This window comes from Klebsiella sp. GB_Kp047, assembly GCF_040065235.1.
In the GTDB taxonomy this organism is placed as follows: Bacteria; Pseudomonadota; Gammaproteobacteria; order Enterobacterales; family Enterobacteriaceae; genus Klebsiella; species Klebsiella quasipneumoniae.
On the sequence record NZ_JBEAJG010000036.1, the window covers coordinates 16957 to 40218 of the forward strand.

At 62.5% G+C, this 23262-nt stretch carries 21 protein-coding genes; 4 read left to right on the forward strand and 17 right to left on the reverse strand.

What is annotated here, in order from left to right:
* Nucleotides 1-53 precede the first annotated feature (53 nt).
* Together sfsA and thpR are read right to left on the reverse strand one after the other, a co-directional pair.
* Nucleotides 54-770, reverse strand: coding sequence for a DNA/RNA nuclease SfsA (gene sfsA / locus ABLV76_RS16165; RefSeq protein WP_004204404.1), 717 nt, complete (start codon nt 768-770; stop codon nt 54-56).
* Nucleotides 770-1306, reverse strand: a complete 537-nt coding sequence (thpR, locus tag ABLV76_RS16170) for an RNA 2',3'-cyclic phosphodiesterase (protein ID WP_004204405.1) — start codon at nt 1304-1306, stop codon at nt 770-772. Before thpR ends, sfsA begins: the two co-directional genes overlap by 1 nt.
* Nucleotides 1307-1378: 72 nt before the next feature.
* Between thpR and hrpB the strand changes: the two genes are divergently transcribed.
* Nucleotides 1379-3808, forward strand: coding sequence for an ATP-dependent helicase HrpB (gene hrpB, locus ABLV76_RS16175; protein ID WP_032455567.1), 2430 nt, complete (start codon nt 1379-1381; stop codon nt 3806-3808).
* A gap of 47 nt (nt 3809-3855) precedes the next feature.
* Here the strand turns inward: hrpB and ABLV76_RS16180 are convergent, their stop codons facing one another.
* The 14 genes from ABLV76_RS16180 to ABLV76_RS16245 are packed head-to-tail and all read right to left on the reverse strand — an operon-like array spanning nt 3856 to nt 15599.
* Nucleotides 3856-4656 (reverse strand): A24 family peptidase, encoded by an 801-nt coding sequence (locus ABLV76_RS16180; protein WP_017901157.1) that lies wholly within the window; start codon nt 4654-4656, stop codon nt 3856-3858.
* Nucleotides 4657-4670: 14 nt separating this feature from the next.
* Complete coding sequence (locus ABLV76_RS16185) at nt 4671-5399, reverse strand: type II secretion system protein N (RefSeq protein WP_348878384.1); 729 nt, start codon at nt 5397-5399, stop codon at nt 4671-4673.
* Nucleotides 5389-5874: a type II secretion system protein M gene (locus tag ABLV76_RS16190; RefSeq protein ID WP_043521988.1), complete on the reverse strand. Its 486-nt coding sequence runs from the start codon at nt 5872-5874 to the stop codon at nt 5389-5391. The genes ABLV76_RS16185 and ABLV76_RS16190 overlap by 11 nt, the downstream gene beginning before the upstream one ends.
* On the reverse strand, nt 5867-7063 hold the full coding sequence (gene gspL, locus ABLV76_RS16195) for a type II secretion system protein GspL (RefSeq protein WP_064795050.1): 1197 nt from the start codon (nt 7061-7063) through the stop codon (nt 5867-5869). Before gspL ends, ABLV76_RS16190 begins: the two co-directional genes overlap by 8 nt.
* Nucleotides 7056-8036, reverse strand: a complete 981-nt coding sequence (gene gspK, locus ABLV76_RS16200; RefSeq protein ID WP_077258611.1) for a type II secretion system minor pseudopilin GspK — start codon at nt 8034-8036, stop codon at nt 7056-7058. The genes gspL and gspK overlap by 8 nt, the downstream gene beginning before the upstream one ends.
* A complete protein-coding gene (gene gspJ, locus ABLV76_RS16205) occupies nt 8033-8629 on the reverse strand; it encodes a type II secretion system minor pseudopilin GspJ (protein ID WP_032455570.1) in 597 nt (198 codons plus the stop codon). Before gspJ ends, gspK begins: the two co-directional genes overlap by 4 nt.
* On the reverse strand, nt 8626-8991 hold the full coding sequence (gspI, locus tag ABLV76_RS16210) for a type II secretion system minor pseudopilin GspI (protein ID WP_004204415.1): 366 nt from the start codon (nt 8989-8991) through the stop codon (nt 8626-8628). Before gspI ends, gspJ begins: the two co-directional genes overlap by 4 nt.
* Complete coding sequence (gene gspH, locus ABLV76_RS16215; RefSeq protein WP_004204416.1) at nt 8988-9503, reverse strand: type II secretion system minor pseudopilin GspH; 516 nt, start codon at nt 9501-9503, stop codon at nt 8988-8990. The genes gspI and gspH overlap by 4 nt, the downstream gene beginning before the upstream one ends.
* On the reverse strand, nt 9503-9925 hold the full coding sequence (gene gspG / locus ABLV76_RS16220) for a type II secretion system major pseudopilin GspG (protein WP_004204417.1): 423 nt from the start codon (nt 9923-9925) through the stop codon (nt 9503-9505). The genes gspH and gspG overlap by 1 nt, the downstream gene beginning before the upstream one ends.
* Before the next feature lie 20 nt (nt 9926-9945).
* Nucleotides 9946-11160, reverse strand: coding sequence for a type II secretion system inner membrane protein GspF (gspF, locus tag ABLV76_RS16225; RefSeq protein ID WP_064795049.1), 1215 nt, complete (start codon nt 11158-11160; stop codon nt 9946-9948).
* 1 nt (nt 11161) lies between these two features.
* Nucleotides 11162-12655, reverse strand: coding sequence for a type II secretion system ATPase GspE (gene gspE / locus ABLV76_RS16230; RefSeq protein WP_017901153.1), 1494 nt, complete (start codon nt 12653-12655; stop codon nt 11162-11164).
* Entirely contained in the window at nt 12652-14625 is a 1974-nt protein-coding gene (gene pulD / locus ABLV76_RS16235; RefSeq protein ID WP_032455571.1) for a GspD family T2SS secretin variant PulD, read from the reverse strand. The genes gspE and pulD overlap by 4 nt, the downstream gene beginning before the upstream one ends.
* A 9-nt stretch (nt 14626-14634) precedes the next feature.
* Nucleotides 14635-15477, reverse strand: coding sequence for a type II secretion system protein GspC (gspC, locus tag ABLV76_RS16240; RefSeq protein ID WP_017901152.1), 843 nt, complete (start codon nt 15475-15477; stop codon nt 14635-14637).
* A complete protein-coding gene (locus ABLV76_RS16245; protein ID WP_032426032.1) occupies nt 15462-15599 on the reverse strand; it encodes a hypothetical protein in 138 nt (45 codons plus the stop codon). Before ABLV76_RS16245 ends, gspC begins: the two co-directional genes overlap by 16 nt.
* A 184-nt stretch (nt 15600-15783) precedes the next feature.
* Here ABLV76_RS16245 and pulA point away from each other — a divergent pair, with 184 nt between their 5' ends.
* Together pulA and gspB are read left to right on the forward strand one after the other, a co-directional pair.
* The gene (gene pulA / locus ABLV76_RS16250; RefSeq protein WP_131076859.1) at nt 15784-19074 is read left to right on the forward strand and encodes a pullulanase-type alpha-1,6-glucosidase; all 3291 of its coding nucleotides are present in this window, start codon (nt 15784-15786) and stop codon (nt 19072-19074) included.
* A gap of 60 nt (nt 19075-19134) precedes the next feature.
* A complete protein-coding gene (gene gspB, locus ABLV76_RS16255; RefSeq protein ID WP_004204426.1) occupies nt 19135-19692 on the forward strand; it encodes a type II secretion system assembly factor GspB in 558 nt (185 codons plus the stop codon).
* Nucleotides 19693-19731: 39 nt separating this feature from the next.
* Here the strand turns inward: gspB and gspS are convergent, their stop codons facing one another.
* Entirely contained in the window at nt 19732-20106 is a 375-nt protein-coding gene (gspS, locus tag ABLV76_RS16260; protein WP_348878386.1) for a type II secretion system pilot lipoprotein GspS, read from the reverse strand.
* Nucleotides 20107-20693: 587 nt separating this feature from the next.
* Between gspS and mrcB the strand changes: the two genes are divergently transcribed.
* Nucleotides 20694-23249: a bifunctional glycosyl transferase/transpeptidase gene (gene mrcB / locus ABLV76_RS16265; protein WP_023319766.1), complete on the forward strand. Its 2556-nt coding sequence runs from the start codon at nt 20694-20696 to the stop codon at nt 23247-23249.
* Nucleotides 23250-23262: the final 13 nt, after the last annotated feature.

A 23262-nucleotide genomic window follows, 5' to 3' on the forward strand; every position in this document is an offset into this window, starting at 1 on the left:
ACCCTGTGAAGAAAAGCGTATTCGCGCTTGCGACCCGAACACTATTTAGCCACTTATTTACCGGGGTTTAACACCACGGCGATCGGCTTATTCAGAGTCATCCTCGTCGTAGAAAGTTCCGCTTTCCAGGCGAGAATTTCCACCCCCTTGTCGCGGGCTTCTGTTAACAGCTGTGCGTATCTGGCATCAATATGATGCGCGGGAGAGAAACGGTCAATTGCCGAATGCAGGACGGCAAATAAAATCACCGCGCGGTCGCCATTTGCCGCGACGGCCATCAGCTCCCGCAGGTGCTTCTGTCCGCGCATAGTCACCGCATCAGGAAAATAACCGTATTCTTTCTCCGCCAACGTAACCGATTTCACTTCAATATAGCAGTTTTGGCGATCATCTGCCTGTAACATAATATCGATACGGCTATTCTCAGCGCCATATTTCACTTCGCTTTTCAGCTGGTTATAGCCTGAAAGTTCAGGGATTATTCCGGCGGAAATTGCTTCTTTCGCCAGCGTATTCGCGCGCAGCGTGTTGACGCAAATAACGGCGCCCTGCTGCGTTTCAGTTAATTCCCAGGTATGGGCATATTTGCGCTTCGCATTGTCAGAAGTGGAATACCAGACGGTGTCGCCCGGGACGGCGCAGCCGGTCATGGCACCGGTATTTGGGCAGTGGAGCGTCAATTCGCGGCCATCGGGGGTCACCACGTCGGCAAGAAAACGTTTGTAACGTTTAAGCAAAATGGCGGGTTGCAACGGCGGATCAAACTGCATCAATTTTCCTTATCAAACGGATAATGTTCCAGCGCCGTGTAGCGCGTGCGCCCGCGGCTAAAGCTGGATTCATAGAGCACGAACTCGTTCACCGGAAACGTCCAGCGAAAGCCGGGCGGCGGGATCGGCACCGCCTGACGGGCATCGCGCCACAGGGTAATGTGCGGATGAAACGGCTGCGGACTCTGATAGCAGCCGCTGCGCGCCGCCTGAGCGCGCAGCATACTGGCAAGCTGCAGCAGGCCGCGCGGTGGCTGACGGGTCCCGAGCCAGACCACCCGCGAACGCAGCCACTGTCCGGCATCGTCCAGCGTCAGGGTAAAGCCCGGCTGCTGGAGGCGGCCGGCGAGGGCAGACAGCGCCCGCTGTTTTTCCGCGCTCACCTCGCCGAGAAACGCCAGCGTCAGATGAAGGTTATCCGCCGCGACGGGCCTGCCGGCATCCTCAGGGAAGTGCGTTGCCCGCCACTGGACAATCTGTTTGCGGACGGCAGGCGGCAGTTCAATCGCAAAAAACAGCCTTTTCGGCTCAGACATGATAGAGACTCGGTAATGAATTAGGGGGATGCTACAATGCGAGCCCCTGAATGTTAACCCCCGGAGCCTTTTGTGTCCTCATTGCCGGTTGCCGCCGTCCTCCCAGAACTGCTATCCGCCCTGCAGCATGCGCCGCAGGTTTTGCTCAACGCGCCGACCGGCGCCGGGAAGTCGACCTGGCTGCCGCTGCAGATCCTCGCTGAGGGTAACATCGCGGGACGCATTATCCTGCTGGAGCCGAGGCGTCTGGCGGCGCGCAATGTCGCGCAGCGGCTGGCTGAACTGCTCGGCGAAAAGCCAGGGGAGACCGTGGGTTACCGCATGCGTGCCGAAACCTGCGTCGGGCCACAGACCCGCCTGGAGGTGGTCACGGAGGGGATCCTGACGCGCATGATCCAGCGCGATCCCGAGCTGACGGGCGTGGGGCTGGTGATCCTCGATGAGTTTCACGAGCGCAGCCTGCAGGCGGATCTGGCGCTGGCCCTGCTGCTTGATGTCCAGCAGGGGTTACGTGACGATCTCAAACTGCTCATCATGTCGGCGACCCTTGATAACGATCGCCTGCAGCGTCTGCTGCCTGAGGCGCCGGTGGTGGTCTCGGAGGGGCGCGCTTATCCGGTGGAGCGTCGCTTCAGCCCGCTCTCCGCGCACCAGCGTTTTGATGAGGCGGTGGCGATAGCGGCGGCGGAGCTCCTGCGGCATGAACAGGGATCGATGCTGCTGTTTCTGCCCGGCGTCGGCGAGATCCAGCGCGTTCAGGAACAGCTGACGGAGCGCGTGGCGGAGGATGTCATCCTCTGCCCGCTGTATGGCGCTTTGCCCCTAAGCGAGCAGCGCAAAGCGATCCTCCCGGCGCCGGCCGGGAAGCGCAAAGTGGTGCTGGCCACCAACATTGCTGAGACCAGTTTAACCATCGAGGGCATCCGCCTGGTGGTCGACACCGCCCAGGAGCGTGTTGCCCGCTTTGACCCGCGCACCGGCCTGACCCGGCTGGTGACGCAGCGCATCAGCCAGGCATCGATGACCCAGCGCGCCGGACGCGCCGGTCGTCTCTCCCCGGGGATCTGCCTGCATTTGCTCGGCAAAGAACAGGCCGAACGAGCGGCGGCGCAGAGCGAACCGGAGATCCTGCACAGCGATCTGTCGGCGCTGTTGCTGGAGCTGCTGCAGTGGGGTTGCCACGATCCGGCCTCGCTGGCCTGGCTGGATCAGCCGCCGGCGGTGAACCTGGCTGCCGCGCGCCGCCTGCTGGAGGCGCTCTCGGCGCTGGACGGCGAGCGGCTGTCGGCGTTTGGCCGCAAAATGGCCACCCTCGGCAACGAGCCCCGGCTGGCGGCGATGCTGGCCGCTGCGCAGACCGATGACGAAGTGGCGACGGCGGCCAGGCTGGCGGCGATCCTTGAGGAGCCGCCGCGCGGCGGGCTGGTGGATTTGGGCGCCGTCTTTTCCCGTCAGCAGGCTAACTGGCAGCAGCGCGCGCAGCAGCTGATGAAGCGTCTGGCCTGCCGCAGCGGCCAGCCCGATGCGGGACGAATGGCTGCGCTCCTGGCGTCGGCCTTCGCCGACCGCATCGCCCGCCGCCGCGGTCAGGAGGGACGCTATCAGCTGGCGAACGGTATGGGCGCGATGCTGGACGCCGACGACGCGCTGGGCCGCCATGAGTGGCTGATCGCTCCGCTGCTGCTGCAGGGCAGCGCCTCACCGGATGCCCGCATGCTGCTGGCTCTGCCGGTGGATATCGGCGAGCTGATCGCCGCCCGTCCCGAGCTGGCGCAGCGTTCCGACACGGTGGAGTGGGATGAAGCGCAGGGGACGCTGAAAGCCTGGCGGCGGACGGTGACGGGCCAGCTGGTGATTAAGACCCAGCCGCTGGCGAAGCCCTCTGAGGCGGAGCTGCATCAGGCGATGCTCAACGGGATTCGTGAGAAAGGCCTCGGTGTGCTCAACTGGACGCCAGAGGCCGAGCAGCTGCGGCTGCGGCTGCAGTGTGCGGCGCAGTGGCTGCCGGAAGAGGCGTGGCCCGCGGTGGATGACGCTTCGCTGCTGGCCTCGCTGGAGGCATGGCTGCTGCCGCAGATGAACGGCGTTCACTCGCTGCGGGCGCTGAAGGCGCTGGATCTGCGGCAGGCGCTCCAGGACTGGCTGCCGTGGCCGCTGCGCCAGAAGCTGGATCGCGAGCTGCCGACGCACTATACCGTGCCGACCGGCAGCCGTCTGGCTATCCGTTACCATGCGGAGAACCCGCCGGCGCTGGCGGTGCGTATGCAGGAGATGTTCGGCGAGGCCACGACGCCGGTTATCGCCGAGGGGCGAGTGCCGCTGGTGCTGGAGCTGCTGTCGCCCGCTCAGCGTCCGCTGCAGATCACGCGCGATCTTAGCGCCTTCTGGCAGGGGAGCTACCGTGAGGTACAGAAAGAGATGAAGGGACGCTATCCGAAACACGTCTGGCCGGACGATCCGGCCAACGCCGCCCCGACCCGACGCAGCAAAAAATATTCGTAGCCCCAGGCGCCGGGCGGCATTCTGCCCGGCCAGTCGAACCACTCACGCTAGACCATCTGCTGCCAGAGAAAAACGCCCCCTCCCGCCAGCGCCAGCCAGGGGCCGAAGGCCAGCGGCTGCTGCAGCGACTGCCGGGTCCACAGGCGCTGCAGCAGGGTCCACGTCAGGCCGCTGGCCGAGGCGAACAACAGCACCTGCGGCAGAGCCTGCCAGCCGCACCAGGCGCCCAGCGCCGCCAGCAGCTTAAAATCGCCATAGCCCAGAGCCTCTTTGCCGGTCAGCAGGCGGAACAGCCAATAAACCGACCACAGCGCCAGATAACCAGCCATCGCCCCGGCGACCGCGTCCGGCAGCGCAATGTACACCTCGTTAAGATTAAACAGCAGTCCGGCCCACAGCAGGGGCAGGGTCAGGCGATCGGGCAGCAGCTGGGTCCGGGCATCAATCCGCGCCAGTATCAGCAGAAAGGAGAGCAGCACCAGGCCGCCCGCCAGCGCCAGTCCCGGTGCGAGCAGCGCCCCCGCGAGGATAAACAGCAGGCCGGTGGTCAGCTCGGTCAGCGGATAGCTCCACGAGATGCGCGCCTGACAGCAGCGGGCGCGACGGCCTAGCCAGAGGAAGCTGAGCAGCGGGATATTGTCCCGCCAGGCTATCGGCTGGCGACACTGCGGACAGGATGAGCCCGGCGTGCTGAGGGTTAGCGGCTCGTCATCCGCGGTCTGGGCCAGCATGCGCGGCAGACGGTAGATCACCACGTTGTAAAAGCTGCCCAGCGCCAGGCCGAACAGCAGCAGAAAGCCATACCAGACAAGGGGGAAATGCAGCGATAATGCGGCTAATGTCGTCATTTTTGCTCCTTTAATCACCATTTTCCCTGCAGCTGCCACGGCGTCGGGCCCGGGTCGTTTTTGGCCATCGGGCGGGTGACCAGCAGCGCCAGCAGGGGCGGTATCCCCTGCCTGGGCTGTAGCGTACCGTGAAACAGATAGCGGCCATCGGGCGACAGGGTTCCCTGGCCGCTGAGGCTCAGCTGATGAGAATCCTGGCGGATGGCCAGCGCCACGGCGCCGGTCGTCTTACAGCTTAAGGTGCCACTGACCTGGGCTAACTCCAGGCTACCGACCGGAGAGTGCAGCCTGGCCTGACGCCACTGCGCGCGTCCGGCGGTGATTTGCTGACAGCGCCCCTCGCTGAAGTGCGCTTCGGCCAGGCTGAAAGTGACCTCTCCTTCGGCGCTGACGGGCATGGTCGGCGTTAGCCAGCGACCGAGCAGGCTGGCGGGGGCGCTGAGCCGTCCCTCCTGCAGGCGCAGATCGCGGATGCCCCACAGCCGGGCCTGACCCTCCACGCCGCGGGGATCGCTGAGCGCGATCTGCCAGCCAGCCAGGGTGAGCGACCACGTCAGCCGCTCAAGCCGTTCGCCGCGCCAGGAGACTGACTGCGCCGCGCCGCGCCAGATGCTGCCGCTGAGGTTGGCCACCTGTACCTCGGGCGGCAGCATCGGGACTAACAGACGCGCCGGGGCGGTGGCGGTCAACCACAGCAGATAGAGCGCCAGCAGTAGCCCAACCGCGAACCCGTTAGCTTTCATCGTCGCGCTCCAGCAGCAGATGGTTGACCGTGACCCAGCCCGGCCGCGACGGCTGTGCGGTTACGGATAGCGAGACCGCGTTGACGCCGCGCATCGCCGGGGCGTCCAGCCAGTCCATCAGCGCCTGAAAGGCGCAGGGCTGAAGGGTGACCTGAAGACGTTTTCCCTGCGGCTGCAGACGAACGACTTCCAGCCCGTGGCTCGCCGCCTCGCGCATCACCAGCGCGGTGAGCGCCTCTTTTGCCGCCGGCGCGGGCTGCTGGCTGAGCTGCTGCAGGCGCGGACCCTGCTGCGTCATCCAGCGCAGGCTGGCCTGTTCTTTCACCAGGATTTGCCGCCACTGCGCCTCGCGGGCTCGCCAGGGCTGCCACAGCCCGTACCAGAGGGCGCACACCACCAGCAGCCCCGCGAGTCCGAGCAGCAGGCGCTGCTCCGACGGCGTGCGCTGCCGCCACCAGATAAACAGATTAGCCATCGTTTTCCTCCAGCGTCAGTTGTCCTTCAATGCCATCCGGTTTCGTGGTCATGTCGCCTGGCCGGACGCGAAACCGCGGCTGCGCCCGCTGGGTGAACTGCTCCAGCGCCCGGGAAGAGGCCGCGGCGATATCCAGTTGCAGACGGTTGGCCGCGGCATCCCAGCTCAGCGCCCGCAGGCGGATCCCCGGCGTGTCGCTGATGATGTTCTGCAACGCGCTGAGGCGGTCGACGAGGGGGGCATGCTGCGCCTGACGGGCGAGGGTTTGCAGATGCTGCTGCATCTGCAGTCGCGGGTTAATCACCTTTTTCTCCGTAGGAAACCAGCGATGATAGTAGGCCCGGCTGGCCTGCTGGGCCGCCTCGGCCTGGCGCGCCAGATCGCGATGATCCAGAACGCTATTCACCGCCGCCAGCAGCGCCAGGGCCAGCGCGGCATACCGCGCCGGACGCCAGCTCCCCTGCGCAGGCTGCCGACGGCGGATGGCAAACTCTCCCTGCAGCAGGCTGAGCTTCTGCGCCGCCGGTTGATTTGCGGCGAGGGAGAGCAGCGTCTGCGCAGGCTGCGCGCGCCACGCTCCCGGCGCCGCGGGCGGCGGCGAATAGCTGTCGATGACGTGCTCTTCCGCCTCGCCCCGCAGCAGCTCCGCCAGCCAGGAACTTTCCGCCGCCATGCCGCTCCATGGCTGGTGGCGGATCAGCCACTGCTCGTCCACCTGCACCGCGCTCCACGCCGGCGGTTGCCAGGGCAGGGCCAGCACATCGGGCGTCAACGCCAGGGGCCGTAGGGAGAGCGACTCGCAGCGCGCCAGCCAGTCGCGCATTTTTTGCCGCTGCACGGCGACGATCTCGCACTGGGCCTGCTGGCGGTGGAGCAGGGCAAAATGGGTGGCTTCCACATCGTCGGCCAGCTGCTCTTCCAACAGGAACGGGGCCACCTGCAGCGGCGGTTTACGCAGGCCTGCCGGCAGGCTGAGGGGGTGAAACGCGCAGTCGCTGGCCGGGATCAGCACCCAGGCCGGGTAATGCGCCGCCAGCGCCGGGAAAGGGCTGGCGTCGTCAGCCGGCCACCGGCCGCGGGCTTCGTGATGCGGATCGCCGGGGGCGAAGAGTTCCCAGTGCAGCGGCGCCTGCCCGGGGGCGAAGCGCACGATCAGCATGGCCTGGGGGGAAGCGTTAAACTTATTCATCAACCACCATAGAAAGTCCGTATCGCCGCTGGACGACGGTAAAGGCGCGCCCCTCCTGTTGCAGGACGCTGTGCAGCTGAAAGCGAAGGTTGCCGGTCACCACGGTGAAGGCGGCGATAAAGCGTGTGCTGCGCACCGTCAGCCAGGGGCGGGCGAGCGTGGTATCGGTTTTCTGCAGCGTAGGCTGCGCGAGAAACGCGGCGACGCTGCTCCACCCGGTTCGCGGGCGGTTGTGCAACAGCTGTTGCGCCTCCTGCAGCGTCAGATCGCCGGGAAAGAGGGCCACCAGCAGGGCGGCCTGGGAGGGCCGCAGGGTGTTGACATTGACCTGCAGCGCGTCAGCCGGCTGGACGCAGACGAAGGGGAGCAGGCGCTGATAGAGCGCGGCGTCCATACCGGCCAGCAGGCGCAGCTCGCTGACGTCCTGCATCGGCTGGTTGGCGGCGAGATAGCCCGGGGTTTGCGCCATATAAACCTCGTCCTCCGCCCCGTTCAGTCGCGGCTGGCCGTCGCTGTCCGTCCAGTCGCCGAGGGCGGCGGCGATCTGGCTGGCGCGCAGCGGTGATTCGCCGAGCAGCGCCAGCAGCCGGACGAAGACGTCGGTCAGGTAGGGCGTTTCGCCGCTGGTCTCATCCGCGCGATGGTTGATGGCATTGAGGTTAAAGCAGGCGTGCCCGTCGCGGATCGTGGCGAGGATTTCGCCATCGTCGAGGGTAAAGCGGCGTCCCTCCTGCGCCCAGGTTTGCGCCAGGTTCGTTTGACTGGGCGAGTCCAGCGCGTCGCGTTGCAGCAGCGCGGCGGCCATGTTTTCCGCCGCCAGGGCGTACCATCTGGCCTGCAGATTATCGAGGGTCACGGCGGTGTGTTGATACATGACCGAGGTGCGTTCGGTCATGGCGCTGGCGAGGATCATCATCAGGGCGAGGATGAACAGCACCATCAGGAGCGCGACGCCGCGTTGCCGATTTTTCACTGGCCGCCCCCCGGGGTAAGTAAAAACAGGCGGGTTATCTCCCCGCTGTTCGCCAGGGTCAGGGTGATCTCCAGCCCCTGCGGCAGCTTCTGCGAGCGGTCCCAGGTCTCCTGCCAGCGGCCGTCGGCATAAAACCGCAGGCGAAACGCCGTCACCCCGCGCAGCAGCACCCGGACCGTCGGCTGGCTGCCGGTCAGCGGATCCTGCTGATCGAAGCTCAGCCGTTCAAGCTGCTGCTGGCGCAGGCGGTAGCTGACGTTCTGGATCTCCGAGCGCGGGAGGATCCCCAGCGGATTCGGCCAGCCGCTGCGGCTGAAGGCCAGCCCCCAGTCATCGCTCTGCAACTGAAAACGTCCGGCAAAGAAAAGCGTGTCGCTGTTTCTGGCGCGACGGGGAATGATGTGCGTGACATCGTCGGCTATCTGGCGAAAAGCGCGCTGGAGGGCGGCGATCTGCTGGCTCTTCTCGCGGGTGAGGCCATCGGCGCGGATGACGTTCTGCAGCACCATCACGGCGGCGGCGCTGAGGACGGCGAGGATAGCCAGCGCCAGCAGCGTTTCAATCAGGGTGAAACCGCGCATTTTCGTTATCATGGCGGCGTCACCCAGGTGCGCAGAGTCGCCAGCGGCGCGGGATCGCTTTTTTGCCGCCGGACCTCCACGTCCAGCGCCCGCAGCTGCGGCAGCGCGGTTTCCACCCCCTGCCAGCGGACAAACCAGCGCGTCCCGGCGGCCTCCACGGTGGTTTCAGACCAGCTGAGGGCAGGCCAGCGTTTCTCCAGCCGCAGCTGCACCAGCTGATTATCCGCCAGCCAGCTGGCGAGGATTTTCTCTTCCATACGCCCGAGCTGCCGCGTCTGCTGCAGGGTGGATTGCATCACCGCCAGGCCGGCGAGGGCGAAAATCACCAGCGCGACCATCACTTCGATAAGCGTCATTCCGCTCTCGCGTTTCATGGCTGCTCCCGCGCCGCCAGCGGCTGACTGTCGCCCTGGGCGTCGATGTTGATGCCCGTCGCGGCGTCAATCCGCAGCTGAAACGGGGTGACTTCGCCGCCGGGAAAGATGATCACGTCGGGCTGCTCGCCCGGCGTCCACGCCTGGCCGTTGGGAAAGCGCAGCGTCAGCCTGGCCCGCGGGAGGGTTTCCGCCGTGGTGGCGCGCCCGGCCTGCAGCGGCAGCCACTGCGCGTTGCCCCAGCGGTCGTCAGCCGCCGCCGGGGCGCCTTCGTCGGCAGGCTGCAGGCGCATAAACTGCCAGCGGTCAGGGTGGATAACGATCCCGAAGAGCTGGCCGGTTTGCTGCCCGCGCTCGCGGACAAAATCCAGCTGCGCCTGAAAGCGCGCCAGGATCTGCGTGGCCTCCTGGGTGCGGGCGGAGGGAAACGCCAGCAGCACCATGCTGGCGCTGACGCCGATCAGCAGCAGGACCAGCATCATTTCCAGGAGGGTGAAACCGCGCTGAGACACTATTTCTTCCCGAGGGTCCAGTTGCCGATGTCGTCATTGGTGTCGGGCATCCCGTCCGGGCCGACGCTGAAGACGTCGATGGCGCCATGCTGACCGGGGCTTAACAGCTGATACTCATTTCCCCATGGGTCCTGCGGCAGGCGGCGGATATAGCCGCCTTCCGGGTAGTTGCGGGCATGCGGCTCGACTGCCGGGGCGGTCACCAGCGCCTGCAGACCCTGTTCGGTATTCGGGTAGCGGCTGTTGTCCAGCTTATACATGTCCAGCGCCCCCTCGAGCGCCACCAGATCGCTGACCACCTTCTGGCGGTCCGCTTTCTCCTTGTTGCCCATCAGGTTAGGTACCACCAGGCTGGCGAGGATGCCGAGAATGACGATCACCACCATAATTTCCAGTAACGTGAAGCCGCGTTGCCGTTGCATAGTTTTCTCCATTAATACAGTCACATACTCATAAGGGTATTCAGTTGCAGGATCGGCTGCAGGATGGCCAGCACGATAAACAGCACCATGCCGGCCATGGTGACCACCAGCAGGGGTTCAAACAGGCTGAGAGACATCTGGATCTGCGCGCTCAGTTCCCGGTCCTGGTTCTCCGCCGCGCGCTCCAGCATGGCGGTCAGCTCACCGCTCTGTTCGCCGCTGGCGATCATGTAGCGCATCATCGGCGGAAACAGCGCCGTGGCCTCCAGCGCGCGATGCAGGCTGACGCCTTCGCGCACCGACTCGCTGGCGGTCTCCAGCTGGCTGCACGCCCAGGCATTGCTGAGAACGCCCGCGCTGATGCGCATCGACAGCAGCAGCGGCACCGCGCTGGCGTTGAGAATGCTTAAGGTGCGGGCGTAGCGCGCGCTGTTGACGCTGCGCGTCACGCGGCCGATGACCGGCAGGCGCAGCAGCGCCCGGTCCCAGGCGAGCCGCCGGGCAGGCTGGCGCAGCAGATAGCGCAGCCCCAGCAGCGCCAGTAACGACAGCAGCACCAGCCAGGGGCCCGCGCTGCGCACCATGTCGCTCAGGCTCATCAGCAGCCGGGTAGAGAGGGGCAGAGCCTGTTTAAGATGGACAAACTGCTCGACGACTTTCGGCACCACGGTGGAGAGCAGAATGGCGATCACGCTGATGGCGACCAGCGTCAGCACGATGGGGTAGATCATCGCCTGCAGCAGGCGGGCGCGAAGCTGCTGGCGCTGCTCGGTATAGTCCGCCAGCCGATTCAGCACGCCGTCGAGATGGCCGGAGGTTTCGCCAGCCGCCACCATGGCGCAGAACAGGCCGTCGAAGCAGGCGGGATAGCCGCGCATCGCCTCCGCCAGCGAATGGCCTTCGAGCACTTTGCTCCGCACCCCGGCCATTAACGTTCTCAGCGGCGCCTTTTCGCACTGCTGGGCGACGGCATCGAGCGCTTTCTCCAGCGGAATGCCGGCGGCGACCAGGGTGGCCAGCTGGCGAGTGAGCAGGGCTAAATCACCGGCGCTGGTGCGCCGGGTAAGGAGCCCGCCGCGCCACAGCCGGCTCGCCGGGTCGGCGGCGGCCACTTCCAGCGCCAGCCAGCCTTTGTCCCGCAGCAGCTGGCGGGCGTGGCGGGCGGAGTCGGCTTGTTGAACGCCGCGGCGGGTTTTGCCCTGCGCGTCCAGCGCCTGATAGCGAAACAGGGCCATCTCAGACGCTGTCCGCCGTTTGCTGTTCGGTGACCCGCATCACCTCCTCCCAGCTGGTGATCCCCGCCAGCGCTTTATCGCGCCCGGCATGGCGCAGGGTCTGCCAGGCCGGCCCCAGCTGCTGGATCAGGGTGATCTCATTTTCGCCGCGGTGGATGGCGGCGCGGACGCGGTCGTCGATCGGCAGCAGCTCGTGAATGCCGGTGCGTCCGCGATAGCCGGTGAAATTACACCGGGCGCAGCCTTTTGGCCGCCACAGCGGCGTGCCGGTCGGGACCGCCATCTGCCGGGCGGTGTCGGCATCCGCCTGCGTGGGCTGACGGCAGTGCGGGCACAGTTGGCGCACCAGCCGCTGCGACATCACTGCCAGCAGCGACGTGGAGAGTAAAAAAGGCTCCACGCCCATATCCTGCAGGCGGGAAATAGCGCCCAGCGCGCTGTTGGTGTGCAGAGTCGACAGCACCAGGTGGCCGGTGAGCGAGGCCTGAACGGCGATCTGCGCGGTTTCGCCATCGCGGATTTCGCCCACCAGCACCACGTCCGGATCCTGGCGCAGGATGGCGCGCAGGCCGCGGGCGAAGGTCATCTCGACTTTGGCGTTGACCTGGGTCTGGCCGATGCCCTCCAGCTCATATTCCACCGGATCTTCAATGGTCATGATGTTGCGCTCCCGGGCGTCGAGGCGGCTGAGGGCGGCGTAGAGCGTCGTGCTTTTCCCGGATCCGGTCGGCCCGGTGACCAGAATGATGCCGTGTGGCCGGGCGATCAGCGCGTCGACCTGGTCGAGCAGGGCGGGGGGCATGCCCAGCGTCAGCAGATCCAGGTTGACGCTGTTTTTGTCCAGCAGGCGCAGCACCACGCGTTCCCCATGGCTGGAGGGCAGGGTGGAGACGCGCACGTCTATCGCCCGCCCGCCGATGCGCAGCGCCATGCGGCCATCCTGGGGAACCCGTTTTTCCGCAATGTCCAGGCTCGCCATCACCTTGATACGCGAAATTAACAGCGCGGCCAGCCGCCGCTGCGGGCGGAGAATTTCCCGCAGCACGCCGTCGACGCGAAAGCGGATCTGCAGATGGCGCTCATAGGTTTCGATATGGATATCGGAGGCTTTCTCTTTGATAGCCTCGGTGAGCATGGCGTTGATCAGACGGATAATCGGTGCATCGTCCTCGCTGTCGAGCAGATCGTCGGTATCCGGCAGCTCTTCGGCGAGGGTATAGAGGTCAAGCTCATTGCCGATGTCGGCCATCATCCGGTGCGCTTCCGCCGAGTCGCGCTGATAGCTGAGCACCAGCGCTTTCTCGAACGCGTCCGGCGCCAGACGGCTGACGCTCATCGGCCCGTCCGCCAGGCGGCGCGCTTCCAGCAGCGCCCGGGCGGCGGTGTCCGCGCGGCACAGCGCTTCGCAGCGTTCGCCGTCGCTCAGCAGCACCAGATGGTGCGCGCGGGCCCAGGCGAAGGGCAGTAGCGGACGGCGTTCGGCGGCTGGCGTCATAGGCGGCCTCCGAGGTTAAAAGCGTCAATGGCGGCGCTGACCTGGCGGAAGGCCTGGGTCTCCTGCTGCGGGTAGATGTGCAACAGATCGTTGCTGAGCGATGCTTCGCTGCTCTCTTTGCCCCGCTGTTTGGTTTGCGCATCGTTGAAGGCGGAGTACTGGCCGGAAGAGGCCTGGCGGTACTCATCGCGGTCGCGAATAATGGTCGGGCGGATAAACAGCATCAGGTTGCGCTTCGACACTTTCTTGCTGTCGGAGCGGAACAGCGCGCCGATCACCGGGATGTCGCCGAGCAGCGGCACTTTGTCGGCGGTATCGGTGACGCTTTTATCCAGCAGCCCGCCAACCACCACCGTTTCGCCGCTGCCGACCAGCACGGCGTTATTCACCGTCCGGGTATTAAAGGTCGCTCCGAGATCGCTGCTGGTGCTGGAGGCCGAATCGGCGACGCTCGATACTTCCTGCTCAATCTCCAGCAGCACGGCATCGCCTTCGTTAATCTGCGGCTTCACCTTCAGCTTAATGCCCACGGTTTTGCGCTCGACGGTATTAAAGATGTTGTCGCCGGAGGTGGTTTGCGAGCCGGTTAACACCGGGACTTCCTGGCCGACGTTGAAGGTGGCTTGCATATTGTCGAGAGTGACGATGCTGGGGGTGGCCAGAATATCGTTCTTGGTACTGCTGGAGAGGGCGGTCAGCAGCATCGCCCAGTTCCCCTGATAGAAACCGGCGGCGATACCGTTAAACGAGCCGAGGGCGCTGGCCAGCGAGCTGCTGATGGTGCCGTCTTTGTTGTACTGGTTGGCGCCGGCGATGACGCTGGATATCGGCAAACCGCTGTTGGTGAACTGGGTCATGCCGGCGTTTTTATTGGCCCACTGGATACCGAGATTGAGGCCGTCGGCATCCTGCACTTCGGCGATAATCGCCTCCACCAGCACCTGCGGGCGGCGGATATCCAGCTGGGCGATCACTCGCTCCAGATCGTTCATCACGTCCGGCGCGGCGGTGACGATCAGGGCGTTGGTCTGGCCGTGGGCTTTGATAATGATATTTTTATCGATCGCGGCCACCGGTTTGGCGCTTTGCTTATCGTTCTGCAACGAGCTGCTGATCCCGGTCAGGACCTCCACCAGATCGGCGGCTTTGGCGTACTTCAGGTAGATCACTTTGGTGTTGCCCTGCACCGCCTGCTGGCGGTCGAGCTGTTTGATCATGGCGATAATGCGCTGGCGCGAGTTTGGCTCGCCGCTCACCAGCACCGAGTTGGTACGCTCATCGGCCACCACGTTCGCCACCATCGATCCCGGCAGCGCCGATTTGCTGGTGTCTTTATTGAGTTCGGTAACCAGTTTGACCACCTCCGCGGCGGAGGCCCAGGAGAGAGGCACGGTCACCACGCTGCGATCCCCGGCGTTGTCGACGCGTTCGACAATAGTCAGCAGGCGTTTGATGACCGCCGCGCGGCCGGTCATCAGCAGGACGTTGGAGGGTTCATAATGGACCACGCTGCCGGCGCCAGCGTTATCGTTCAGCTGGCGGAGCAGCGGCGCGAGATCGCGGGCGGCGACGTTGGTCAGGGGCACCACCCGGGTGACGACCTCATCGCCTTCGCCCGGCGCGGCCTCGCTGGCGACCGGAACGGCCGAGGTCTTGGCGTCTTTAGCGCGGACCACCTTCAGCACGCCGTTATTCATATTAATCACGGCGAAGCCGTATACATCCAGCACGCTGAGGAAGAATTGATAATATTGCTCTTCATTGAGCATATCGTAACTGCGCACGGTGATAGTGCCGCGTACGCTGGGATCGATAATCACCGTTTTATTCAGGTTTTTGCTGACGGTATTGATAAATTCCTGGATATCGGTGCCTTTAAAACTGGCGGAAAATTCCTCCGCGGCGGCCGGGGAAAATAGCAGCGGGGTTAATATCAGCAGCGCAGGCAGCATTTTTCGCAGGCGTTTCATGGTTGGCAATTATTCATCCCCCAGGGCGAAAGCAATATCGTGTCGTTGGCCTTCCCGCTCAACGGTTAGCGTTATTTCGGTCATGTCGGCCAAATTCTGCAGCGCCTGTTGCGCTTGTTCCTGTTCGCGTAAATCGATGCCATTTAAGGCAATCGCCAAATCATTTGCCTGTAGGCCGGCCTGGCGAAACAGCGAGGGGTCTTTGCCAGGGTTAAGTCGATAGCCCTGCAGTTTATCGCCGCTGAGTACCGGCGAAATCGTTAAATACGTGAGGATATTTTGCGGCTGCTCGCGGAGTCGCTTCATCAGGGGCGGACGGGGCGCGGCGGCGGGCGATGACGACGGCGCGCGGGTATCGTTAAATAATAAAATGGCCTCCTGGCGCCCCTGATAGTTGACGATGATCCGGTCTGGCAGGATGGCAGCGATCTGCGCATCGTACCCCGGGGTGGTATCGCCGACGCTAAGGCTAACCTGCTGATTTCCCTTTTCAATAATCGCGATGGATCGCGCCGGGTTGCTGCTGGCGAGCAGCCCGGCCAGACGTAGCTTCAGGCTGGAAACCGGCACCTGATTGAGGCTGGTGGCCACCGCTGGCGCGGGGGGGTTTTTAGCCGCCAGGCCAAACAGGGTAAATGCGGGCCGCACATTTTTAAATTCCGGATCTGCCGCCGGAGGCATGGTTAACGGTAGGGCGGAAATATCCTCAGGACTCACAGGGAATACCACCCGCCAGGTTAATTTCGCCAGCTGCGGAATGGCGGTTATTAATATGATGAGCGTCACAATTTGGGGTAATAATTTAATTATCCCTTTATTTATATTTGTTAACCCCATCACAGAAACTGGCATTTTAATTCCTTTGCTAATTTATTTTTCTGCACGCTGGCGTAATACCCTACCGAAACAGGTAGGTGATTATTGGCTTTTGAATGAATTATTGCCGGAGAGTGGCGATAAGCGTGGCGAATCATAATCAGTTTGCGGTTTGCGGTCGTCATTCCCTTTATTCATTTACTCCCCCGGCTTCCTACGCCCCCCTCTCATTTGTGGGGGATGATTGCGCCTGGGAAAGCAAAAATATCTAATTAGCGCGCTGTAAAGATATTCATCCTTTCTTACCTTTTATAATTTAATAAGCATATTAGGGACTATCGAATGCTCAGATATACCTGTCATGCCCTATTTATTGGATCGTTAGTATTATTGAGTGGCTGTGATAACAGCTCTTCCTCCTCTTCCTCTGGCTCACCTGGCGACCCAGGTAATCCCGGCACGCCCGACCCACAGGATGTCGTCGTCCGTTTACCGGACGTTGCCGTCCCTGGCGAAGCGGTACAGGCCTCTGCCAACCAGGCTGTCATTCATCTCGTCGATATCGCCGGCATCACCAGCAGCACGCCGGCGGACTATGCCAGCAAAAACCTCTATCTGTGGAATAACGAAACCTGCGATGCGCTGAGCGCGCCGGTGGCGGACTGGAATGATGTCAGCACCACGCCGACCGGCAGCGACAAATATGGCCCTTACTGGGTGATCCCGTTGACCAAAGAGAGCGGATGTATCAACGTTATCGTCCGCGATGGCACCAATAAGCTTATCGACAGCGACCTGCGCGTCTCTTTCAGCGATTTCACCGATCGGACGGTATCGGTCATCGCCGGCAACAGCGCGGTCTATGACTCCCGCGCCGACGCCTTCCGCGCCGCCTTTGGCGTGGCGCTGGCCGATGCGCATTGGGTCGATAAGACCACTCTGCTGTGGCCGGGCGGGGAAAATAAACCCATTGTGCGCCTCTATTACAGCCACAGCAGTAAGGTGGCTGCCGACAGTAACGGCGAATTTACCGATAAATATGTCAAGCTGACCCCCACCACCGTCAGCCAGCAGGTGAGCATGCGCTTCCCGCATCTCGCTAGCTATCCTGCCTTTAAGCTGCCGGATGACGTCAACGTCGATGAATTGCTGCAGGGCGAGACGGTGGCGATATCCGCCGAAAGCGACGGGATCCTGAGCTCCGCCACCCAGGTGCAGACCGCCGGCGTACTGGACGATACCTATGCCGCCGCCGCCGAGGCGCTGAGCTATGGCGCCCAGCTAACCGATAGCGGCGTGACCTTCCGCGTCTGGGCGCCCACGGCGCAGCAGGTCGAGCTGGTGATCTATAGCGCGGACAAGAAAGTGATAGCCAGTCACCCGATGACCCGCGACAGCGCCTCCGGCGCCTGGTCCTGGCAGGGAGGGAGCGACCTGAAAGGCGCGTTCTACCGCTACGCGATGACGGTCTACCACCCGCAGTCGCGTAAAGTCGAGCAGTACGAAGTGACCGATCCCTACGCCCATAGTTTGTCGACCAACTCGGAGTACAGCCAGGTGGTCGATCTGAACGACAGCGCGCTGAAGCCGGAAGGCTGGGACGGGCTGACGATGCCGCACGCGCAGAAAACCAAAGCCGACCTGGCGAAAATGACGATCCACGAATCGCATATTCGCGATCTCTCCGCCTGGGATCAAACCGTTCCTGCGGAGCTCCGCGGCAAGTATCTGGCGCTCACCGCCCAGGAGAGCAATATGGTCCAGCATCTGAAACAGCTGTCGGCCTCGGGCGTGACCCATATTGAGCTGCTGCCGGTCTTCGATCTGGCGACGGTCAATGAGTTCAGCGACAAAGTCGCCGATATTCAGCAGCCGTTCAGTCGCCTGTGCGAGGTCAACAGCGCGGTGAAGAGCAGCGAGTTCGCGGGCTATTGCGACAGCGGTTCGACGGTTGAAGAGGTGCTGACTCAGCTGAAGCAGAACGACAGCAAGGATAACCCGCAGGTGCAGGCGTTGAATACGCTGGTGGCGCAGACCGACTCCTATAACTGGGGCTACGATCCGTTCCACTACACGGTACCGGAAGGATCCTACGCCACCGATCCGGAAGGCACGGCGCGCATTAAAGAGTTCCGCACCATGATTCAGGCGATCAAGCAGGATCTGGGAATGAACGTCATTATGGACGTGGTGTACAACCACACCAACGCCGCCGGCCCGACCGACCGCACTTCGGTACTGGATAAGATCGTCCCCTGGTACTATCAGCGTCTGAACGAAACTACCGGCAGCGTGGAATCGGCTACCTGTTGCTCCGACTCGGCGCCAGAGCACCGGATGTTCGCCAAGCTTATCGCCGATTCACTGGCGGTATGGACCACCGATTATAAGATCGATGGCTTCCGCTTCGACCTGATGGGCTACCACCCGAAAGCGCAGATCCTCTCGGCCTGGGAACGCATTAAAGCGCTGAACCCGGATATCTACTTCTTTGGCGAAGGCTGGGATTCCAACCAGAGCGATCGCTTTGAAATTGCCTCGCAAATCAATCTCAAAGGCACCGGGATCGGCACGTTCTCCGATCGTCTGCGCGACGCCGTGCGCGGCGGCGGGCCGTTCGACTCCGGTGATGCATTGCGCCAGAACCAGGGCGTGGGCAGCGGGGCCGGCGTCCTGCCGAATGAGCTGACCACCCTGACCGACGATCAGGCACGTCACCTCGCCGATCTGACCCGTCTCGGCATGGCCGGTAACCTTGCGGACTTCGTGCTGATCGACAAAGACGGCGCGGTGAAGAGAGGCAGCGAGATTGACTATAACGGTGCGCCAGGCGGCTACGCGGCTGATCCGACGGAAGTCGTGAACTATGTGTCAAAACACGATAACCAGACGCTGTGGGACATGATCAGCTATAAAGCCGCTCAGGAGGCAGATCTCGATACCCGCGTCCGGATGCAGGCGGTGTCGCTGGCGACGGTGATGCTCGGCCAGGGGATCGCCTTTGACCAGCAGGGCTCAGAGCTGCTGCGCTCTAAATCCTTTACCCGCGACTCGTATGATTCCGGCGACTGGTTTAACCGCGTGGACTACTCCCTGCAGGACAACAACTACAACGTCGGTATGCCGCTCAGCAGCGATGATGGCAGCAACTATGACATCATCGCCCGCGTGAAGGACTGGGTGGCCACCCCGGGCGAAGCCGAGCTCAAGCAGATGACCGCGTTTTATCAGGAGCTGACCGCGCTGCGTAAATCGTCGCCGCTGTTTACCCTCGGCGACGGCGCGACGGTGATGCAGCGCGTGGACTTCCGCAATACCGGCGCCGATCAGCAGACTGGTCTGCTGGTGATGACCATCGATGACGGGATCCAGGCTGGCGCCAGCCTGGATAGCCGCGTCGACGGCATCGTGGTGGCGATCAACGCTGCCCCGGAAAGCCGGACGCTGCAGGATTTCGCCGGCACATCGCTCCAGCTGAGCGCTATTCAGCAGGCGGCGGGCGACCGGTCGCTGGCCAGCGGCGTGCAGGTTGCCGCTGACGGCTCGGTCACGCTGCCGGCCTGGTCGGTTGCCGTCCTCGAATTGCCGCAGGGCGAATCGCAGGGCGCCGGCCTGCCGGTGAGCAGTAAATAAGGTGACGTGGGGCGCCCGTAAGGGCGCCTTCTCGTTATCGTGAGGGAACAGGAGACCGTTGTGATTGTTCGTGATGACAGTGAAAGAGGGATCCCCCCGCTGGTGGCGCATCAGCCGCCCACCACACTGGCGGACGCGCCGGTGGTCCGCGGCCGGATGGTGCAGATCCCTGGCTGGATTATCCCGCTGTACGCCGGATTATTTATCGCGCTCGGCTGGTTTGGCGGCGAGCAGTGGCGTCACCCGGCACCGCCGCAAACGCTGCCCTTGCCGGTGGCGCATGCGGCGCTTCTGCCGTTAACCGCTGCCGGAGAGGCCGCGCCAAAGACGCCGCCGCCGGCGGCAAAAGCCAGCGCGCCCGCCGCGCCGGTGGTGGACAGCGATACGCTGCCGCCTCTGCGCTACAGCGCCCATGTCTACGCCTCGTTAGCGGAAAAGCGCAGCATTGTGTTAAACGGCAAAGCGTGGACCGAGGGCGATTCCCCGCTGCCCAATCTGGTGGTGGAGCAGATCCAGCAGGATGTGACGATCTTTAGCTTCAATGGCACGACCTTTACCCTCGCGGCGCTGGAGGACTGGCCCGGCGGGAAAATTGACGAGGAGCCGAAAGGCGAATAAGGAGCAAGCGCAATTCAATGCGCGTTGAAGATATTTTGCTTAGTCGCCGCGTAGGCTGGCAATAAAGGGAGCAAGCTGGCGATTAAATTGACTGCACTGTGTGGCTTCCGGGGTGCTGTCCTGTAAAAGCTGTTGGTAAAGCCGGTCGCTATTTTGACTTAACGTTGCCGGGTCAATATTTTCCCATCCGCGCGCTTTGCCGACATTCACCACCGCCCGATAAATAGTTTCATCGGCGGGCAGATCGCTACGATTACATTTATTCTTGAGATAGCGCGTTCCTGCCGCCACGGACGAGAGCTGCTCGAGCTGTGCCTGGCTACTGATGGCCGGACTGAGCGTTGAGGCGGGTTTCTGTTGGCAGCCAGAGAGTAAGGCCACCACGCAAAGCGGGAATATAAGTGGAATGCGCATAGTAGAGTAATCAAAATAATGAATCACTGGCCGCTAGTTTAACAAATATTTCCCTGGTGTCATCATAAAATATTATTCTACATAAATGTTAACAGCCTCTCATTTTTATTGGCAGAAACTCGATTCATCCCCTTTACTTCTCTCAATAATAAATGCTGTCGTCCAGGAAATATATTTTCAGTCTGAGGCGATGCCGCCGCATTTGGCATCAGGGCGAGCGTCATTTTTTATGTTATTAAAAAACATACTCTTTCCCATCTTGTTACGTAAGCACGAGGTAAAATGCTGGTTAAGAATGTCGCATTTTAGTGCTATCCTGTATGCCCTGAACATTACGTGCTATGTTCTGACTTATTCTGCCAGTGATGCGTTTAACACATTGATTTTATGGTGAATTTCTATTGTTAGTATCATGTGAAGCGAAGCAAAGCAACCTTTTGAAAGGTGGGCGGCGCGTTCTGCCCGCCAGCAGGTTGTCGTCCTGAGGATGAGCAGCCTGAACGTTAATTTGAGAGATTTCTTCTTCCTCTGAACGGAGGAAGTATTGAGAATCAGGCCTTTGCGCCTGAACGTTGCGGAGAAAAAGCATGGCGGGAGATGACCGCGAGCCTATCGGACGTAAGGGAAGACCCTCACGTCCGACAAAACAGAAAGTCACCCGTCGCCGGGTCCGGGAAGAGGACTACGACGACGAGTATGATGACGATGATTATGAGGATGAGAAACCGGTGCCGAGAAAAGCCAAAGGCAAAGGTGGCAAGCCTCGTCGTAAGCGCAGCTGGCTGTGGCTGCTGGTCAAGCTGGGGATTGTCTTCGCGGTGCTGATTGCCGCCTATGGCGTCTACCTCGACCAGAAAATCCGCAGCCGCATCGACGGTAAAGTTTGGGAGCTGCCGGCTGCGGTCTATGGACGGATGGTGAACCTTGAGCCGGACATGCAGATCAGCAAAAACGAGATGGTGCGTCTGCTGAACGCCACCCAGTATCGTCAGGTTAGCGCGATGACGCGTCCCGGCGAATATACGGTGCAGGCCAACAGCATCGAGATGATCCGCCGTCCGTTCGATTTCCCGGACAGTAAAGAAGGGCAGGTGCGCGCGCGTCTGACCTTCGACGGCGACCATCTGGAAACCATCGAGAATATGGATAACAACCGCCAGTTCGGTTTCTTCCGCCTCGATCCGCGGCTTATTACCATGCTGCAGTCGCCGAACGGCGAGCAGCGTCTGTTCGTGAAGCGCAGCGGCTTCCCTGACCTGCTGGTGGATACACTGCTGGCGACCGAAGACCGCCACTTCTACGAGCACGATGGCATCAGCCTCTATTCCATCGGCCGTGCGGTGCTGGCGAACCTGACGGCAGGCCGGACGGTGCAAGGGGCAAGTACCCTGACCCAGCAGTTGGTGAAAAACCTGTTCCTCTCCAGCGAGCGCTCCTACTGGCGTAAAGCCAACGAAGCGTACATGGCGCTGATCGTCGACGCCCGCTACAGCAAGGATCGCATCCTTGAGCTGTACATGAACGAGGTGTACCTCGGTCAGAGCGGCGATAACGAAATTCGCGGCTTCCCGCTGGCCAGCCTGTACTACTTTGGCCGTCCGGTGGAAGAGCTGAGCCTCGACCAGCAGGCGCTGCTGGTGGGGATGGTGAAAGGGGCCTCGGTGTATAACCCGTGGCGCAACCCGAAGCTGGCCCTTGAGCGACGCAATCTGGTGCTGCGTCTGCTGCAGCAGCAGCAGGTCATCGACCAGGAGCTGTACGACATGCTGAGCGCGCGTCCGCTGGGCGTGCAGCCGCGCGGCGGGGTGATTTCACCACAGCCGGCGTTCATGCAGATGGTGCGTCAGGAGCTGCAGGCGAAGCTGGGCGATAAAGTAAAAGATCTCTCTGGCGTGAAGATCTTCACTACCTTCGACTCGGTGGCGCAGGATGCCGCGGAAAAAGCGGCTACTGAAGGGATCCCGGTACTGAAGAAACAGCGCAAGCTGGCAGATCTGGAAACCGCCATGGTGGTGGTGGACCGCTTTACCGGTGAAGTGCGGGCGATGGTCGGCGGCGCGGAGCCGCAGTTCGCCGGCTACAACCGCGCGATGCAGGCCCGCCGGTCGATTGGTTCTCTGGCCAAGCCGGCGACCTATCTGACCGCGCTGAGCCAGCCGAATCAGTATCGCCTGAATACGTGGATCGCCGATGCGCCAGTGACCATTCGCCTGTCCAATGGCCAGACCTGGTCGCCGCAGAACGACGATCGTCGCTTCAGCGGTCAGGTGATGCTGGTAGATGCCCTGACTCGTTCGATGAACGTGCCGACGGTTAACCTCGGGATGGCGCTGGGCTTGCCGGCGGTGGTCGATACCTGGACCAAACTGGGAGCGCCGAAGAATCAGCTCAACGCCGTGCCGGCGATGCTGCTTGGCGCGCTGAACCTGACGCCGATTGAAGTGGCCCAGGCCTTCCAGACTATCGCCAGCGGCGGCAACCGTGCACCACTTTCCGCCCTGCGGTCAGTGATTGCGGAAGATGGCACGGTGCTGTATCAGAGCTACCCGCAGGCGGAGCGCGCGGTGCCTGCCCAGGCGGCCTACATGACGCTGTGGACCATGCAGCAGGTAGTGCAGCGCGGGACGGGGCGTCAGCTGGGGGCGAAGTATCCGGGCCTCCATCTGGCGGGGAAAACCGGGACCACCAACAATAACGTCGATACCTGGTTTGCCGGGATCGACGGTAGCCAGGTGACCATCACCTGGGTGGGTCGCGACAATAACCAGCCAACCAAACTGTACGGCGCCAGCGGTGCGATGTCGATTTATCAGCGTTATCTGGCGAACCAGACGCCAACGCCGCTGGTGCTGACGCCGCCGGAAGATGTGGTCGACATGGGCGTGGACAGCAACGGCAACTTCGTCTGCAGCGGCGGGATGCGTTCGCTGCCGGTGTGGACGACGCAGCCGGATGCGCTGTGCCGCCAGGGCGAGATGATGCAGCAGCAGCAGTTGCAGCAGCAGGAAGCGAACAACCCGTTCAATCAGTCCGGGCAGCAGCAGCCTCAGCAGCAACAACAACCGCAGCAACAGCCGCCGAAGCAGCAGGAGAAGAGCGACGGCGTCGCGGGCTGGATCAAGGATATGTTCGGCAGTAACTGATTTAAGCCCTAAG

What these genes read in the sequence shown, in the direction of transcription:
- sfsA (WP_004204404.1), bottom strand. Translation starts at nt 770, where the DNA reads ATGCAGTTTGATCCGCCGTTGCAACCCGCCATTTTGCTTAAACGTTAC.
- thpR (WP_004204405.1), bottom strand. Translation starts at nt 1,306, where the DNA reads ATGTCTGAGCCGAAAAGGCTGTTTTTTGCGATTGAACTGCCGCCTGCC.
- ABLV76_RS16180 (WP_017901157.1), bottom strand. Translation starts at nt 4,656, where the DNA reads ATGACGACATTAGCCGCATTATCGCTGCATTTCCCCCTTGTCTGGTAT.
- ABLV76_RS16185 (WP_348878384.1), bottom strand. Translation starts at nt 5,399, where the DNA reads ATGAAAGCTAACGGGTTCGCGGTTGGGCTACTGCTGGCGCTCTATCTG.
- ABLV76_RS16190 (WP_043521988.1), bottom strand. Translation starts at nt 5,874, where the DNA reads ATGGCTAATCTGTTTATCTGGTGGCGGCAGCGCACGCCGTCGGAGCAG.
- gspL (WP_064795050.1), bottom strand. Translation starts at nt 7,063, where the DNA reads ATGAATAAGTTTAACGCTTCCCCCCAGGCCATGCTGATCGTGCGCTTC.
- gspJ (WP_032455570.1), bottom strand. Translation starts at nt 8,629, where the DNA reads ATGATAACGAAAATGCGCGGTTTCACCCTGATTGAAACGCTGCTGGCG.
- gspI (WP_004204415.1), bottom strand. Translation starts at nt 8,991, where the DNA reads ATGAAACGCGAGAGCGGAATGACGCTTATCGAAGTGATGGTCGCGCTG.
- gspG (WP_004204417.1), bottom strand. Translation starts at nt 9,925, where the DNA reads ATGCAACGGCAACGCGGCTTCACGTTACTGGAAATTATGGTGGTGATC.
- gspF (WP_064795049.1), bottom strand. Translation starts at nt 11,160, where the DNA reads ATGGCCCTGTTTCGCTATCAGGCGCTGGACGCGCAGGGCAAAACCCGC.
- gspE (WP_017901153.1), bottom strand. Translation starts at nt 12,655, where the DNA reads ATGACGCCAGCCGCCGAACGCCGTCCGCTACTGCCCTTCGCCTGGGCC.
- pulD (WP_032455571.1), bottom strand. Translation starts at nt 14,625, where the DNA reads ATGAAACGCCTGCGAAAAATGCTGCCTGCGCTGCTGATATTAACCCCG.
- gspC (WP_017901152.1), bottom strand. Translation starts at nt 15,477, where the DNA reads ATGCCAGTTTCTGTGATGGGGTTAACAAATATAAATAAAGGGATAATT.
- ABLV76_RS16245 (WP_032426032.1), bottom strand. Translation starts at nt 15,599, where the DNA reads ATGATTCGCCACGCTTATCGCCACTCTCCGGCAATAATTCATTCAAAA.
- pulA (WP_131076859.1), top strand. Translation starts at nt 15,784, where the DNA reads ATGCTCAGATATACCTGTCATGCCCTATTTATTGGATCGTTAGTATTA.
- gspS (WP_348878386.1), bottom strand. Translation starts at nt 20,106, where the DNA reads ATGCGCATTCCACTTATATTCCCGCTTTGCGTGGTGGCCTTACTCTCT.
- mrcB (WP_023319766.1), top strand. Translation starts at nt 20,694, where the DNA reads ATGGCGGGAGATGACCGCGAGCCTATCGGACGTAAGGGAAGACCCTCA.